Source organism: Brevundimonas bacteroides DSM 4726, assembly GCF_000701445.1.
GTDB classification, from domain to species: domain Bacteria; phylum Pseudomonadota; class Alphaproteobacteria; order Caulobacterales; family Caulobacteraceae; genus Brevundimonas; species Brevundimonas bacteroides.
This window is the reverse complement of record NZ_JNIX01000013.1, coordinates 81,452-95,223: the sequence shown is the minus strand read 5'-3', so window position 1 is coordinate 95,223 and position 13,772 is coordinate 81,452. Positions and strand designations below refer to the sequence as shown.

The following is a 13,772-nucleotide window of genomic DNA, read 5'->3' as shown; positions in this document are numbered from 1 at the left end:
GGACCGGGACTTCACCGCGTGGGCGAGCCAGCCTAGGGAACGGCACATGAGCCATCCCCTCGACCGCCCCCTCTGGAACGCGCTGACCGGTCGACTGTCATCCGTGGCGCTCGGCGATGCGCGCGCCGTGCGGATCGATCCCGAGGTGGGGGTCTTCGCCGCCGCAGCAGATGCTTCGCCCGCTAGCCTCGCCGCTCTCACAGACCTGTGCCGCGCCCATCCCGGAGCGGGTCTCGTCGAGCGCGAAGACGGCCCGATGGCGAACGCCCTGCCTCAGGACATCGAGGTGATCAGCCGCAGCCCTTGCGTCCAGATGGTCTGCGAGGCCCTGACGCCCCGGATCGAAGATGGTCTGGAGGTCATCGATCTCGGTGACGTCGATGCGGCCGAGATGCTGGCGCTGGCGACACTTACCAGGCCTGGCCCGTTCCGCAGCCGCACCCATCGGCTGGGCGGCTTCATCGGCGTGAAGCGTGACGGCCGTCTCGCGGCCATGGCCGGGCGTCGCCTGCGGGTCGAGGGCCACACCGAACTGTCCGGCGTCTGCACCCATCCTGACTTTCGCGGCCACGGCCTCGCCACCGCCCTGTCGCGGCGCGTCGTGGCCGGGATCCTTGCAGAAGGCGACAAGGCCTTCCTTCATGCCTACGCCGCCCACGACGCGACCATCGCCCTGTACGAGAGCCTCGGCTTTCGCACGCGGGCGCGGGTGATCTACACCGTCCTGGCCTGACCGGAGCGCCGCCATGAGCGAACACACCGCCGTCGTCGAATGGGTTCGAGGCGATCAGCCCTTCACCGACCACGCCTATTCCCGCGCCCACGACTGGCGCTTCGATGGCGGGGCGGTGGTGCGTGGCTCGTCGGCCCCGACCAGCGTGGCCGTCCCGATGTCGGACCCGGCCGCCGTCGATCCGGAGGAGGCCCTGGTCGCCGCCCTGTCCAGCTGCCACATGCTGTTTTTCCTGGCGCTGGCGGCAAAGATGGGGTTCGTCGTCGACCGCTACCGCGACGCGGCCACGGCCACCCTGGCGCGCGACGACCGGGGCCGGATGTCGATCACCGAGGTGGTGCTCCGCCCTGCCATCGACTGGTCAGGCCAGGTCCCGGATGCGGCGAGGCTGGAGGACCTGCACCACCAGTCCCATCGCCTCTGCTATATCGCCAACTCCATCCGCGCCGAAGTCCGGGTCGAGCCCGCCTGACCCTCAGACTGGCGGCGCGACCGCCGTGTCCTCCAGCAGGGCCGAGAAGCGTCGGATCGCCTCGTCCGACAGGGTCGGGTCGTAGCGCATGGGCGGCGCCGTCATCGGCTCGTCGAAGCTGTGGGTCCCGTCAGCGATCCAGGTCTCGACGTCCGCGCCACAGTTCCGAACCATGTCGTGGATGCGCCGAGCATTGCGGACAGTGGTCAGGTGATCCTTCGCCGCCACCACGGCCAGCGTCCTCGGACAATGCCGCCAGGGCCGCATGCGGTTCAGCGCCGCGACACCGACGTAGGGGTAGGCCAGATAGGTCGCCTTCACGCCTTCCAGGGACACATTCTCTGCGTCGGTCACCCCTAACGCGCCGATCCGGTCGCGATTCGCGCTCATGGCCTCCATGATGCCCCAGCCGCCGTGGCTCCAGCCCGCCAGTAGCAGGGCGGCCGGATCGACGTCCGGCCGCTGTGACACACCGTGGATCGTCGCCAGGATGTCACCGGCTCGCTCCCAGCCGCGCAGCAACAGGCCGGTGCAGACGGTCGCCATGGCGAACTGGCGGCTCCAGCCCCTTGGCGCATAGGAATCGACGATCACCGCCCGCCAGCCCTTGGCTTTCGCCGCCGCCGCGTACCGGGGCAGATGGCCGCGCAGCCCGCCGCATCCGTGGAACAGCAGGGCCGTCGGCCTCGGCCGGTCATCCTCAGGCCCGATCCAGGCGGCATGGGCGGACAGGCGGGTCCAGCGATCGTCAAGCGTATCCATGCCCCAGCCTTAGCGCAGCTTTGCGACCGTTGCGCGGGGCGGCGAGCCTAGAGCAGGTCGACCGGCAACATCTGGCTGGCCAGCAGGGTCTCCATGCCCCGCCAATGGTCCGGCTCTTGCCGCTCGACCCAGGCCTGGACCACGTCGCGGCCGAGGCCATAGTTGATGATGTAGCTGCGATAGGTGTCGATGAAGCGCACGCGCTGGGCCGCGCGCTCGGGCGTCGTCAGCATGTAGCGGGACAGCAGCCGGGTCGCTTCGGCGCGGTCGATACGGCCGGCCAGATAGTCGTCGGCGATGGTGTATTCGGCGCGCGCCAGACGCCGGACCAGGACATTGAGCTCGGCCTTCTGCTGGACCGGCGCGCCCGTCAGCCCCGCCAAGGGCAACAGGGTCTCGCGCTCGAACCGCGCGGCTTCGTCCCCCGGAAACGCCAGGTCGATGCCGTAGTTGGCGCTGCCCTCGGCCACGAAGGACATGGGCGAGTAAAGCGGATAGACGCTCATCTCGACCCAGCCGCGCTCGACGACGAAGGTCTGTTCCAGCAGGGCGTTGTAGACGTGGTGGCCCGGATAGGCCTCGTGGCAGCCCAGATCGATTGCGCGGTCAGTGAAAATGGGCTGATCGGTGTTGATCTCGATCCGGCTGGCGGCGCCGCCGAGATAGTAGTTGTAGCCCGACCACGGCTTGTCGGTGACGAAGGCCAGAGTGAACCGCTCGTTGGCTGGAAGGTCGATGTGACGGATCGTGCGCGCACGGCATTCCGCGATCGAGGCGTCGAACACGGCCTGCAGCCGGTCCGTCGGAATCTGGAAGCCGCCCCGAAAGGCGGCAACCCGGGCCGAAAGCTCGCCCTCGCCGGGCACCAGACGATCGATTTCGGCCAGGATGGGATCGAAGTCCGACAGGGGCCGCAGCTCGGGCCGGACGCCGAACAGGGCCTCGGCCTCGTCGGCGAATCTCATCCGCTCGCCGCCGACCATGCGCAGACGCGCCGCTGCGGCCGAGACATGGGCCAGAAGATAGGCCTTGCGCTGGGTCACAGCCGGTTCGGCCCCAGCGACGGACAGGGCGTTCAGCCGCTCGGTCAGGGAGGCCGCGCCTTGGATCAGGGCGGGAACATCGCGCGGGTTCGCTCTGGCCGCCTCGGCCCACTCGGGCGGCCCATAGTAGGCGTCGACATAGCCCGGCTCGCGCTCGCCGATCTCCAGGATCAGGGCGACGTAGTCACGGGCGACGGCGTCCAGAGTGTCGCCGGATGGGTCAGGTCGCGTGGCGGGCGAGGTCGCGCACGCCCCCAACAGCAACAGAAATCCAAGAACCAGCGCGCGCATCCGCGTCTCCCCTTCAACAGCCCGGCCGAAGCTAGCCGACGGCGTGCCCCGCGAAACCTTACAAATCATCCAGCCTGCGACGGTTGCGACGGCGCCCGGGCGTCCAGAGCGCATTCGGGATTGAGAGCCGCGCCGGGCTGCTGTAAGGCCCTTCGTCCGGTCGCCGCGAGCGGCCGCGCCAGACGCACCCGTAGCTCAGCTGGATAGAGCGTTGCCCTCCGAAGGCAAAGGTCACACGTTCGAATCGTGTCGGGTGCGCCATTCACATTCCCCAGAAAGAACGTCGGGACCATGCGCAGGCTCACTGCTCGGGGAGACCTTTCATGACATCGATCGCCGAGGCACTCACGACGCGCCGCGTCCAGACCGACGGTCTGACCCACCAAGTGCTGGAAGCTGGTGACGGGCCGCTGGTGCTGCTCGTTCACGGCTTTCCGGAGCTTGGCATCAGCTGGCGCGCCCAGGTCGCAGCGTTGGCCGAAGCCGGATACCGCGCCGTCGCGCCGGACATGCGGGGCTATGGCGGGACCGACAAGCCGGAGCGGACAGAGGATCACACCATCCTGCATCTGGTCGGCGACATGGTCGATCTGGTGCGGGCGTTGGGGCATCAGACCTGCGTCGTGGTCGGTCACGACTGGGGCGCGCCGGTGGCCTGGCACTGCGCCCTGATGCGGCCCGATGTGTTCACGGCAGTGGCGGGGCTGTCGGTGCCGTTCCAGCCGCGCCGGGCTGCGGGCCCGCCGACGCCCGCGATGGCCGCGATCTCGAAACGGCTGGGCCGGGGCGAGCTCTACATGAACCAGTTCCAGGCCCCGGACGCCCACAGCATCTTCGAGGCCGATGTGGCGACGGGGCTCAGAAAGGGCTTCTACTCTTACGACGGCGCGACGCCGGACGAGCGACAGTCGACGGGCTTCATCGCTTCGGGCCACGACTTTCTGTCCGAGGTTCCCGACGACGCCACCCTGCCGCCCTGGATGAGCGAGGCGCACTTCGCGGAGTATGTGGCGGCCTTCACGGCGTCGGGGTTCAAGGGCCCGATCGACTGGTATCGGTGCCTGGATCTGAACTGGTCGCTGACGGTCTTCCTGCAAGGCAAGAAAATCAGGCAGCCATCGATATTCATGGTCGGTGAGCGCGATCCCGTTCGCCACTATGCCGGTCAGCACGAGGCGGGGTTGAAGGACTGGCTGACCGATTTGCGTAGCCAGACCGTCCTACCCGGGGCAGGGCACTGGCTGCAACAGGAGCGGCCCGATGAGGTCAACGCCGCCCTGATCGCCCTCCTGCGGTCGCTGTGAGCCCACGGCCCCAGAGCTATGACGTCGTCATCGTCGGCGCGGGCGCGGCCGGGATGATGTGCGCCATTGAGGCCGGACGGCGGGGCCGGCGCGTGCTCGTCGTCGACCACGCCCGCACGCCCGGCGAGAAGATCCGCATCTCGGGCGGCGGACGCTGCAACTTCACCAATCTGGAGGCCGGGCGGATCGACCGGTTCCTGGGGGCCAATCCCCGGTTCGCAGCCTCGGCGCTGGGCCGCTATACGCCCGCCGACTTCATCGCCCGGGTGGATAAGGCCGGTATCGCGTGGCATGAGAAGACCCTAGGCCAGCTGTTCTGTGACGACAGCGCCAAGCAGATCGTCCGTATGCTGACCGACGACATGCGCGCGGCGGGCGCGGAGCTCCGGCTGGGCATGGCGGTCGAGACCTGTGACCGATCCGGCGACCGTTTCGAACTGACCCTGTCGGACGAATCGGGGGTCTCCTGCGCCTCTCTGGTCTGCGCCTCGGGCGGCAAGTCGATCCCCAAGATGGGCGCGACGGGCTGGGGCTATGACATCGCGCGCCACTTCGGCCTGACGGTGACGGAAACCCGCCCCGCGCTGGTGCCCCTGACGTTCGAGCAGGGCCTGCTGGAACAGACGACGCCGCTGGCGGGGGTGGCGGTCGATGCGGTCGTCAGCCACGGCAAGACCCGCTTCGAGGAGGCCATGCTGTTCACCCATCGCGGCCTGTCGGGCCCGGCGATCCTGCAGATCAGCAGCTACTGGCGCGAGGGCGATCCGATCACGGTCCAGATGGCCCCGGGCGTGCCGGTTCTTGAGCGCCTGAAAGTGAAAAAGGCCGAGAACGGCGGCAAGCAGGCCGTGCACACCGCCCTGTCCGAGATCGTCCCGCGCCGCCTGGCCGAGACCCTGGCCGCCCGCGAAGGCGCGACCGGCAAGCTCGCCGAGGTCAAGGCCAAGGTGCTGGCGCGGCTCGAATCCGCCGTGAACGCCTGGACCGTCAAGCCGGTGGGATCGGAGGGCTATCGCACCGCTGAGGTCACCCTGGGAGGCGTCGCGACGGATCAGCTGGACCAGAGGACCATGGCGGCCAAGGCTGTGCCCGGCCTCTACTTCATCGGCGAGGTCGTCGACATCACCGGCTGGCTGGGCGGCTATAACTTCCAGTGGGCGTGGAGTTCAGGCTGGGCGGCCGGGCAGGCCGTCTAGTGCGCCTCCGGGGCCCGCGCCGCCGGGTCGTGGTATTCATTCTCCGGTCGGCCCTTGCCCGCCAGCACGAAGCGCCGGTCGCAGTAGCCGCACTCGACGAAGTCGTCCTCGCCCATGTCCATGTAGACGAGCGGATGACCCAGCGCCCCGCCGCCGCCGTCGCAGGCCACGCGCTTGGTCGTCACGACGACCTCTTCGGGCGGAGGAACGAGCACGTCGGGATGGCGGGGCGGCATGGATGGGTCCGTGGTCTTGGCGCAGGGGTCGCGCGCGCATAACTAGACGTCACGGCGCGCCGCCGAAAGCCCCCGATCCGCCTGAAAGCCCGCATGACCGAAGCCGAAGCCCTGCCCGTCAACGCCATCGAGGTGCGCGGGCTGGAGAAGACCTACGCGGGATCGAAGAAGGCACCGCCCAAGGTCGCGCTGAAAGGCGTCGACCTGGCCATTCCGCGCGGCTCCATGTTCGGCCTGCTCGGCCCCAACGGCGCGGGAAAGTCGACGCTGATCAACATTCTGGCTGGCGTGGTGAACAAGACCGCAGGCCACGCCGCCATCTGGGGCCGCGACATCGACGAGCGACCTCGCGACGCCCGCGCGGCACTCGGCGTCGTGCCGCAGGAGATCGTGGCCGACGTCTTCTTCACCCCGCGCGAGGCGCTGGAGGTGCAGGCGGGCTTCTATGGCGTGCCGGCGAACGAGCGGCGTTCGGATGAGCTGCTGGCCGCGCTCGGCCTGTCGGACAAGGCCAACGCCTATGTGCGCGCCCTATCGGGCGGAATGAAGCGCCGCCTGATGGTGGCCAAGGCCCTGGTGCACAATCCGCCTGTGTTGATCCTGGACGAGCCCACGGCCGGCGTGGACGTCGAGCTGCGCCGCCAGCTCTGGGACTACGTCCGGCGCATCAACGCCGAAGGCGTCACGATCCTGCTGACCACCCACTATCTGGAGGAGGCGCAGGAGCTGTGTGACACCATCGCCATCATGAACCGGGGCGAGGTCGTGGCCTGCGAACCGACGCCCCGGCTGCTGCGGCGGCTGGATACGCGCAACGTCATCGTCACGCCGGAGGGCGAGGTCGTCGCCCCGCCAACCCTGACCGGGTTCGAGGTCTCGCCGCGCGCGAACGGTGCCTTCGCCGTGACCTATTGCAAGGGCCAGTCCTCGGTGGAACAGGTGCTGGCGGCCGTGCGCGCCGCGGGCGTGACCATCGCCGACATCACGACCGAAGACCCCGACTTGGAAGACGTCTTCGTCGCCCTGACGTATGGTGACCCCAAGGCAGCGGATCCGACGAAGGATTAGGGGAGTTGGGCGGGTGCGGAACCTGATGGCGAGGCTGACGACAGCGGTCCTGCTCTGCCTGGGTCTGGCGGCCTGCATTACCCATAGAGACCAGGTTCTTGCTCCAGACGCGGGCGGCGTCGTGATCGATGCGCGGACCGGACGTCCGGTCGAGGGCGCACAGGTGCGATATCCCCGGTTCGATGCGCCAGCCTCGGTCATCACCGGCGCGGACGGGCGATTTGCCCTCGAGGGGAGTACGCAGGGGCGAATCATCCTCGCCTATCCGATCGGTGGCGTTTTCCGCGATACGACGAGCGTGATGGCCTCCGCACCCGGTTTGGGCGACGCGTATGCCAGCGTTGATTTCATCAACGCTGGGCGCCCGGCCTCGGCGATCCATGACATTCCGATCCTGATGTTTGGGGCCGATGCGCCTGAAACACCGTTTGACGCCCTCACGGCCGATTGCATCGGAGGAACAGAGGAACGCCATGCGCTTCGGGTGGCCACTCATGTCTCAACTCTGGATTCGAGCACGCCTCCGGACTGGCTAACGGCAGACCGGGCGCGGGCGGTTCTGGATCATCTCAACCGGACCCTCCCCTTCTCGCGCTTTCAGACTTGCCGGGAGGCGAGCGACGCCTACGCTCTGTACAGGTCTGCGACCACGGTACTGGAGACCCTCATCTCCAGAGCGCCCTGAGTTTTCGCGTGTGGAAGCGTGTCGCCCTTTATGGAGTCATGCTGGCCGTCGGCGCGGCGGCCCTGCAGTGGCTGGACTATCAGCGGCTGGCGCGCGCCTGGACGACGGAGATCTACATCGGCCTGATCGCGGCGGGGTTCCTGGCCCTGGGGCTGTGGCTCGGCAGGGCGTTGTTCGTGCGCGACCCTTTGCCGTTCGATGGCAACCCCCAGGCCCAGGCGGCGCTGGGCATGACGCCGCGCGAACTGGGCGTGCTTCACGAGCTCGCAGCAGGACGGTCCAACAAGGAGATCGCGCGCCGTCTCGGCATCTCGCCTGAGACAGTCAAAACCCACCTGGCGCGGCTGTACGAGAGGCTGGGCGCGCGGCGACGCACGGAGGCGGTGCAGAAAGCGCGCGAGCTCGGCCTTATCCCCTGACGGGAGGAACTGGCCGAAATCCCCCGTTCGGGTGATTGTTCGCACCGGCCGTCCGCCGCCTGATGGTCGGGCAAACGGAGGAGACCCCCATGCTCAGAACCATCCTGATCTACGGTGCCGTCGCGGGCGTCATCGTCGGCGTGCCCATGCTGCTGCAAGGCCTTTTGCTCGAGGAGCATCCACCGGTCCCCATCGCCATGGCGATCGGCTACGCCACCATGCTGATCGCCTTGTCCGCGGTGTTCCTCGGCGTTAAGCGACAGAGGGACACGGTCGGCGGCGGCGTCATCAAGTTCTGGCCTGCGCTCGGCATGGGCCTCGCCATCAGCGCTGTGGCGGGCGTGATGTATGTGCTGACCTGGGAGCTGACCCAGGCCCTGACGGGCTATGGCTTCGTCGCCGAATACACCGATACCCTGGTGGCGGACAAACAGGCGGCGGGGGCCAGTGTCGAGGAAATCGCCACCCTGCGCGCCCAGATGGCGTACTTCGCGATCCAGTATGCCAATCCGCTGTATCGCCTGCCCGTGACCTTCATCGAGATCTTTCCGGTCGGCGTGCTGGTGTCGCTGATCACGGCGGCGGTGTTGAGGAACCCGCGCGTCCTACCTGCCCGGCGCGCAGCCTAGGCCGAGGCCTCGCGCGCCACCGCATGGATGGCCTCGGCCGCCCGATCAATCTGATCGTCCGTAATGGTCGGATGGACAAGAAGGGCGATCGAAGTCTCGCCCAGAGCCTTGGCCACAGGCAGGCGCTGGGCGGGACGCGACGCCGTGCCGTCAAAGGCCCGCTCCAGATAGATCTCTGGAGCCGAGCCGTGGAAGCACGGCACCCCGCTCGCGACGATCGCCTCGATGATCCGCTCGCGCGTCCAGCCGGGGGCTAGTCGCTCCGGCCGCACGAAGGCGTAGAAGCGGTACCAGGCGTGGACCAGGTCGTTCGGGATACTGGGCAGGCGGAACAGGTCGTGGTCTGCGAAGGCCTCCGTCAGACGAGCGGCCAGGGTCGTCCGCCGCGCGGTCCAGTCGGCCATGCGCTCCAGCTGGATCAGCCCGACGGCAGCTTGCATCTCGATCATGCGACCGTTCAGTCCGAAGGTGTCGTGCACCAGCCGGGGCCCCGGCGGATGCGCGCGCTCATAGACCCTTCGACGGCGCGGACGAGGACAAAGACGACAACAAGGAACGCCGCCATGGTGAGAAAGGTGCTGCGCACGAGGGCGAAGGCATCCTGAACGGAAACGTACCGCCAGCTTGAGCGCTCCGTGCGGAAGATTATTTCCAACACGGCCGCAATGAGCGCGTAGAGCAGGCCAGCCACCCATACGGGCTGCGCTTCGAGCCCCATCCACCATGAGAGCTGCGGCGACAGTACGAAAGCGTATGCCCCGACATACGCCGCCAGGGGCAGCACCATATGGATGGCGAGCTTGAGTCCTCTTTGCATCTCCCCCGGGCCCCAGCCTATCCATGCTGATAGTCAGATGGCTGCCTATCAACGATATGTGAAACCCCGAAGACGTATCCGGTCAAGATTCTCGAGGTCGACAACCAAGACGATGCGCCAATGGACAATAGATGCTTTCACTAGCGCCCCATTCGCGGGAAACCCTGCGAGTGTGTTGGAGCCGCTGCTGGCATGGCCGGATGAAGGGTGGATGCAGTCCCTCGCCGCCGAAAACAATCACTCCGAGACCGCCTACCTGCGGGCCACGGAGGACGCGGATCGTTTCGATCTCCGCTGGTTCACACCAACTCAGGAGGTCACTTTGTGCGGACACGCGACCTTGGCGGCAGCCCATGCGCTTTGGTCGGAGCTCGGTTCTCACGCGAGGTCGCTGACCTTCAACACGGCTTCCGGGACACTCGTTGTCCGCCCGGCCGGCGAAGGCTATGAGATGGAGTTTCCAGTAGATCCGCTGTTGCGCATTGACCCGCCGCCGGGGCTGGCCGAAGCGTTGGGGGCAGTACCGATTGAAGTCTGGACGAGCCGATACCTGATCGCCGTCATGCCGAACGGCGACACCGTGCGTCGATTGTCTCCCAAACCGGGCGCGGTTCTACCATTTGGTGAAGGTTGTTTGGAGCAAGGGCAGGTCGTGGTCGCTGGCTTGGCCGACGACGTCAAAGATCACGATGTGGTCGATCGCTTCTTTGGACCCGGCTGCGGGATTCAGGAAGACCCGGCGACAGGATCGGCCCGCTGCGGCCTGGCGCCCCTGTTCGCGGAAAAGCTCGGCCGACCGACCATACGCTTCTTGCAAGCCTTTCCAGGGCGCGGCGCTCGATTCGAAACCGAAATTGCCGGTGAGCGGGTCCTCATCCGGGGTCAGGCCGTCACGGTGATGGAGAGCCGGCTCAGGGTCTTTCCCTGAACCTTCCGGCCGGATGAGAAAGGGCGCGACCCTCGTGGATCGCGCCCCTCTCGCGGACGGCCGGCTGGGAGGGCTGTGTCATGGCCGCCCGAAGCTCATGAAATCACCAGCGGCGGTGGTCGCGATCGCGGCGCTCGACGCGAATCTGGGCCGACAGGCGGTCGAAGCGGCGGTCGAGGTCGGCGCGTTCCCACGCGGTCAGGCCGCCCCGGCGATAGCCGGCCTCCAGCCGCAGCAGGCTGTTGAAGTCGCCACGCAGGCGGCTCGCCTCGCGACGGCTGAGCTGACCATTCCTCAAGCCGATGTCGATACGACGGTCCAGATTGGCCTGGCGGACGTTGATGGGCTGCCAGTAGCCATTGGCCTGGACGTGGGCGCGGGGGCCAGAGACTTGGGCAGCCGCGGGAAGGGCGGCGGCGGAGGCCGTGGCTATGGCGATGGCGGGGATAAGCAGCTTCCTCATCGGATCACTCCTGTGCATTACTCCGCAACCGGATCGGCTGCGTTGACCCCAGAAGAGCGCATCCCGACTGAGCCCGACCTGAACACGCCGTTTCAGGTGGCGTTCATCGACGGACTCCTGTTCCGCGAGGCGGATTCCCAGCGGGGTTAAACCTCTCTAAGGATGACGTTCAGCCGCTGTTCACGGCCGCTTCGCCTATAAGACCCTCATGTCTCGCGCCACCGCCCTCGCCCTCGCCGCCCTGATCGCCGCCGCTCCCCTGAGCACGGCGCAGGCTCAGGCGCGCGTTACGACCGACGTGTTCGGGCTAGGTGCCTCGGCCGTTGTCGGCCTTGGTCAAGACCGCGATCGTCGCGGCGGGAATGACCGCGACCAGGACGGCCCTCGGCTGATGAGCGAGGCCCAGGCCCTGTCGATCGCCCAGCGCCGCGCGGGTGGCGCCCGGTTTGTCGGCTCGCTGGGTCTGCGTGGCACGACCTATGTCTTCCGTTTCGAGCGCGACGGGCAGATCATCGACATCGCCGTCGACGCGCGCGGCGGCTGAGAACCGGGAAGGACGAAACATGCGGGTTCTGCTGGTCGAGGATGACGCCGACCTGTCGCGCCAGCTGAAGGGCGCGCTGTCCGATGCCGGTTACGCCGTCGATCACGCCGCCGACGGGGAGGAGGCCCACTTCCTCGGCGACACCGAGCCCTACGACGTCGTGGTGCTGGACCTCGGCCTGCCCAAGATCGACGGGGTGTCGGTGCTGGAACGCTGGCGGCGCGACGGAAAGACCACGCCGGTGCTGATCCTGACCGCGCGCGGCGCCTGGTCCGACAAGGTGTCGGGCTTCGACGCCGGCGCCGACGACTACCTGACCAAGCCTTTTCACACCGAGGAGCTGCTGGCGCGTCTGCGGGCCCTGCTGCGCCGTTCGGCCGGCATCGCCGTGGCGACCCTGTCGTGCGGTGGTCTGAGGCTCGATCCGAAGGCGGCCAGAGCGACAGTCAATGGCGAGCCCCTGCGGCTGACCTCGCTGGAATATCGGCTACTCCACTACATGATGATGCATCAGGGCCGGGTCATCAGCCGGACCGAGCTGGTCGAGCACCTCTACGACCAGGACTTCGACCGGGATTCCAACACCATCGAGGTCTTCATCGGCCGCCTTCGCAAGAAGGTCGGGGCCGACCGGATCGAGACGGTTCGGGGCCTGGGCTATCGCCTGACGCCTCTGGCCGGCGAGACTGAGGCGGCGTGACCGACGAGACGGCGGCGGGCGCGGGCTGGGGCCGGTTCATCGGACGGCCGGGCCGCAGCCTGACGCGGCGCCTGATCTGGCTGGCCTCGGCGTGGATCGTCGTGGCGTTGGCCGCCACCGGCTGGATCCTGACGACCCAATATCAGGAAAGCGCCTTTCGCCGCCTGGGCGACATGCTGAGCGACACCATCGACGAGGTGGTGATCGCCACCGTCGCCACGCCGGACGGCGTCACGGTCGCCGAGATTCGCGACGCGCCCACCCTGCGCGGTCTGTCGGGCAAATACTGGATGGTCGCCGAGGTCCTGCCCGACGGCGCGGTGCGCGTGCTGGCGCGCTCGCCCTCGCTGGCCGGCGAGACCCTCTACATCGCGCCGGAGCTGCCCGCCCGGCTGCAGGCCTCGATGGGCGATCTCCTGACCTACAACGACCCGGGCATTCTGCGCCCGCCACAGCGGCAGCCGCTGCGGATCGCCGCCAGCCTCAAGACCTTGCCTGGCCGAACGGAGCCCGTGGTTTTCATGGCCGGGATCGACCGCTCCGACATCGAGGCAGATACGCGCGAGTTCGCCGCCTACGTCTGGATCGCGCTTCTGGCGCTTGGGGTGGGCCTAGTCATCGCCGTCTTCCTGCAGGTGCAGATCGGCCTGCGTCCCCTGTTCGCGCTCCGGAACGAGATCGCCAACGTCCGAAAGGGCCGGGCCGCGCGGATCGAGCACGCCTATCCGCTGGAGATCCAGCCGCTGGCCGAACAGGTCAATCGGCTGCTGGATCACAATCAGGAGGTCGTCGAGCGCCAGCGGACCCACGTCGGTAATCTGGCACACGCGCTGAAGACGCCCCTCTCGGTCATGCTGGCCGAGGCCGAGGGCAAGATCGATCCTCTGGCGGAGATCGTCCGCAGGCAGACCGAAGTCATGAAGGGTCAGGTCGACCACCACCTGCGCCGGGCCCGCGCGGCCGCCCGCGCCGCCCACGGCCTGGGCGAGCGCACGCCTGTCGGGGAGGTCATCGACGAGATGGCGGTGATGCTGGAACGGGTCTTTCAGTCCAAGGACGTCGAGATCGACTGGCGCGCGCCCGACGACCTAGCCTTCCTCGGCGAACGGCAGGACCTGCAGGAGATCCTCGGCAATCTGATGGAGAACGCCTGCAAGTGGTCGACCCGCCGGGTACGGGTCTCGGCAGGGGCCAGCGGTCTGGGTCAGATGATCGCCGTGGTCGAGGACGACGGGCCGGGCCTTCCGGAGGACCAGCGCGCGGCGGTGCTGAAGCGAGGCACCCGGCTGGACGAGGACGCGCCGGGATCCGGGCTCGGCCTGTCGATCGTGGATGATCTGACCCGGGCCTACGGCGGACGGCTGACGCTCGGCGCCAGTGATCTCGGCGGGCTGAAAGCGGTGCTGGAGCTTCCGGCGGCAGAGTGACGACTCGATCTTGGAAACCGGTGTCAATGCTGTAGTCTGAATCCGAACGCGGTCG

The 13,772-nt window shown here is 67.8% G+C and carries 18 protein-coding genes and 1 tRNA gene; 13 read left to right on the top strand and 6 right to left on the bottom strand.

All coding sequences use genetic code 11. The features are described from left to right. Positions 1 to 46: 46 nt before the first annotated feature. Complete coding sequence (locus Q333_RS0111605) at positions 47 to 733, top strand: GNAT family N-acetyltransferase (protein ID WP_029417129.1); 687 nt, start codon at positions 47 to 49, stop codon at positions 731 to 733. Positions 734 to 746: 13 nt separating this feature from the next. Then, positions 747 to 1,205, top strand: a complete 459-nt coding sequence (locus Q333_RS0111600) for an OsmC family protein (RefSeq protein WP_029417127.1) — start codon at positions 747 to 749, stop codon at positions 1,203 to 1,205. A 3-nt stretch (positions 1,206 to 1,208) separates the two neighbouring features. On the opposite strand, the gene Q333_RS0111595 is transcribed toward Q333_RS0111600, so the two are convergent. After that, entirely contained in the window at positions 1,209 to 1,967 is a 759-nt protein-coding gene (locus tag Q333_RS0111595; protein WP_029417125.1) for a dienelactone hydrolase family protein, read from the bottom strand. A 47-nt stretch (positions 1,968 to 2,014) separates the two neighbouring features. Further along, a complete protein-coding gene (locus Q333_RS0111590; protein WP_029417123.1) occupies positions 2,015 to 3,301 on the bottom strand; it encodes a hypothetical protein in 1,287 nt (428 codons plus the stop codon). 184 nt (positions 3,302 to 3,485) lie between these two features. Between Q333_RS0111590 and Q333_RS0111585 the strand changes: the two genes are divergently transcribed. From Q333_RS0111585 to Q333_RS0111575, 3 genes are all read left to right on the top strand, one after another. Then, positions 3,486 to 3,562, top strand: a tRNA-Arg gene (locus Q333_RS0111585). Between the two features lie 62 nt (positions 3,563 to 3,624). Further along, complete coding sequence (locus tag Q333_RS0111580; protein WP_029417121.1) at positions 3,625 to 4,605, top strand: alpha/beta fold hydrolase; 981 nt, start codon at positions 3,625 to 3,627, stop codon at positions 4,603 to 4,605. Next, complete coding sequence (locus Q333_RS0111575; RefSeq protein ID WP_029417119.1) at positions 4,602 to 5,801, top strand: BaiN/RdsA family NAD(P)/FAD-dependent oxidoreductase; 1,200 nt, start codon at positions 4,602 to 4,604, stop codon at positions 5,799 to 5,801. The genes Q333_RS0111580 and Q333_RS0111575 overlap by 4 nt, the downstream gene beginning before the upstream one ends. On the opposite strand, the gene Q333_RS0111570 is transcribed toward Q333_RS0111575, so the two are convergent. Then, positions 5,798 to 6,037: a zinc-finger domain-containing protein gene (locus Q333_RS0111570; RefSeq protein WP_029417118.1), complete on the bottom strand. Its 240-nt coding sequence runs from the start codon at positions 6,035 to 6,037 to the stop codon at positions 5,798 to 5,800. The genes Q333_RS0111575 and Q333_RS0111570 overlap by 4 nt on opposite strands. 93 nt (positions 6,038 to 6,130) lie before the next feature. Here Q333_RS0111570 and Q333_RS0111565 point away from each other — a divergent pair, with 93 nt between their 5' ends. From Q333_RS0111565 to Q333_RS0111550, 4 genes are all read left to right on the top strand, one after another. Further along, positions 6,131 to 7,105 carry an ABC transporter ATP-binding protein gene (locus tag Q333_RS0111565; protein ID WP_029417116.1) on the top strand — a complete coding sequence of 325 codons (975 nt, stop codon included), beginning with the start codon at positions 6,131 to 6,133 and terminating at the stop codon, positions 7,103 to 7,105. A 13-nt stretch (positions 7,106 to 7,118) separates the two neighbouring features. Beyond that, the gene (locus Q333_RS0111560; RefSeq protein ID WP_157072450.1) at positions 7,119 to 7,790 is read left to right on the top strand and encodes a carboxypeptidase-like regulatory domain-containing protein; all 672 of its coding nucleotides are present in this window, start codon (positions 7,119 to 7,121) and stop codon (positions 7,788 to 7,790) included. Positions 7,791 to 7,798: 8 nt separating this feature from the next. After that, a complete protein-coding gene (locus tag Q333_RS0111555; protein ID WP_029417114.1) occupies positions 7,799 to 8,209 on the top strand; it encodes a response regulator transcription factor in 411 nt (136 codons plus the stop codon). An 89-nt stretch (positions 8,210 to 8,298) separates the two neighbouring features. After that, positions 8,299 to 8,838, top strand: coding sequence for a DUF4199 domain-containing protein (locus Q333_RS0111550; RefSeq protein ID WP_029417113.1), 540 nt, complete (start codon positions 8,299 to 8,301; stop codon positions 8,836 to 8,838). Here the strand turns inward: Q333_RS0111550 and Q333_RS17845 are convergent. Together Q333_RS17845 and Q333_RS17840 are read right to left on the bottom strand one after the other, a co-directional pair. Beyond that, entirely contained in the window at positions 8,835 to 9,317 is a 483-nt protein-coding gene (locus Q333_RS17845) for a DegT/DnrJ/EryC1/StrS family aminotransferase (protein ID WP_051651285.1), read from the bottom strand. The two genes, Q333_RS0111550 and Q333_RS17845, sit on opposite strands and share 4 nt — an antisense overlap. Continuing rightward, positions 9,296 to 9,625, bottom strand: a complete 330-nt coding sequence (locus Q333_RS17840) for a hypothetical protein (protein WP_211249713.1) — start codon at positions 9,623 to 9,625, stop codon at positions 9,296 to 9,298. The genes Q333_RS17845 and Q333_RS17840 overlap by 22 nt, the downstream gene beginning before the upstream one ends. A 142-nt stretch (positions 9,626 to 9,767) precedes the next feature. Here Q333_RS17840 and Q333_RS0111540 point away from each other — a divergent pair, with 142 nt between their 5' ends. Beyond that, entirely contained in the window at positions 9,768 to 10,583 is an 816-nt protein-coding gene (locus tag Q333_RS0111540; RefSeq protein WP_029417111.1) for a PhzF family phenazine biosynthesis protein, read from the top strand. A 103-nt stretch (positions 10,584 to 10,686) separates the two neighbouring features. On the opposite strand, the gene Q333_RS0111535 is transcribed toward Q333_RS0111540, so the two are convergent. Further along, a complete protein-coding gene (locus tag Q333_RS0111535; RefSeq protein WP_029417110.1) occupies positions 10,687 to 11,046 on the bottom strand; it encodes a hypothetical protein in 360 nt (119 codons plus the stop codon). 208 nt (positions 11,047 to 11,254) lie between these two features. On the opposite strand from Q333_RS0111535, the gene Q333_RS0111525 reads away from it, so the two are divergent. Genes Q333_RS0111525 through Q333_RS0111515 form a run of 3 tightly spaced genes read left to right on the top strand, consistent with a single transcriptional unit; the run spans position 11,255 to position 13,717 of the window. Continuing rightward, a complete protein-coding gene (locus Q333_RS0111525) occupies positions 11,255 to 11,590 on the top strand; it encodes a PepSY domain-containing protein (protein ID WP_029417107.1) in 336 nt (111 codons plus the stop codon). A gap of 19 nt (positions 11,591 to 11,609) precedes the next feature. After that, positions 11,610 to 12,290 (top strand): response regulator transcription factor, encoded by a 681-nt coding sequence (locus Q333_RS0111520; protein ID WP_029417106.1) that lies wholly within the window; start codon positions 11,610 to 11,612, stop codon positions 12,288 to 12,290. Beyond that, a complete protein-coding gene (locus Q333_RS0111515; protein ID WP_084176048.1) occupies positions 12,287 to 13,717 on the top strand; it encodes an ATP-binding protein in 1,431 nt (476 codons plus the stop codon). The genes Q333_RS0111520 and Q333_RS0111515 overlap by 4 nt, the downstream gene beginning before the upstream one ends. Positions 13,718 to 13,772 lie beyond the last annotated feature (55 nt).

Coding starts and splice junctions, on each gene's coding strand:
- Q333_RS0111605 (WP_029417129.1), top strand. CDS start 47: ATGAGCCATCCCCTCGACCGCCCCCTCTGGAACGCGCTGACCGGTCGA.
- Q333_RS0111600 (WP_029417127.1), top strand. CDS start 747: ATGAGCGAACACACCGCCGTCGTCGAATGGGTTCGAGGCGATCAGCCC.
- Q333_RS0111595 (WP_029417125.1), bottom strand. CDS start 1,967: ATGGATACGCTTGACGATCGCTGGACCCGCCTGTCCGCCCATGCCGCC.
- Q333_RS0111590 (WP_029417123.1), bottom strand. CDS start 3,301: ATGCGCGCGCTGGTTCTTGGATTTCTGTTGCTGTTGGGGGCGTGCGCG.
- Q333_RS0111580 (WP_029417121.1), top strand. CDS start 3,625: ATGACATCGATCGCCGAGGCACTCACGACGCGCCGCGTCCAGACCGAC.
- Q333_RS0111570 (WP_029417118.1), bottom strand. CDS start 6,037: ATGCCGCCCCGCCATCCCGACGTGCTCGTTCCTCCGCCCGAAGAGGTC.
- Q333_RS0111565 (WP_029417116.1), top strand. CDS start 6,131: ATGACCGAAGCCGAAGCCCTGCCCGTCAACGCCATCGAGGTGCGCGGG.
- Q333_RS0111550 (WP_029417113.1), top strand. CDS start 8,299: ATGCTCAGAACCATCCTGATCTACGGTGCCGTCGCGGGCGTCATCGTC.
- Q333_RS17840 (WP_211249713.1), bottom strand. CDS start 9,625: ATGGTGCTGCCCCTGGCGGCGTATGTCGGGGCATACGCTTTCGTACTG.
- Q333_RS0111540 (WP_029417111.1), top strand. CDS start 9,768: ATGCGCCAATGGACAATAGATGCTTTCACTAGCGCCCCATTCGCGGGA.
- Q333_RS0111535 (WP_029417110.1), bottom strand. CDS start 11,046: ATGAGGAAGCTGCTTATCCCCGCCATCGCCATAGCCACGGCCTCCGCC.
- Q333_RS0111525 (WP_029417107.1), top strand. CDS start 11,255: ATGTCTCGCGCCACCGCCCTCGCCCTCGCCGCCCTGATCGCCGCCGCT.
- Q333_RS0111520 (WP_029417106.1), top strand. CDS start 11,610: ATGCGGGTTCTGCTGGTCGAGGATGACGCCGACCTGTCGCGCCAGCTG.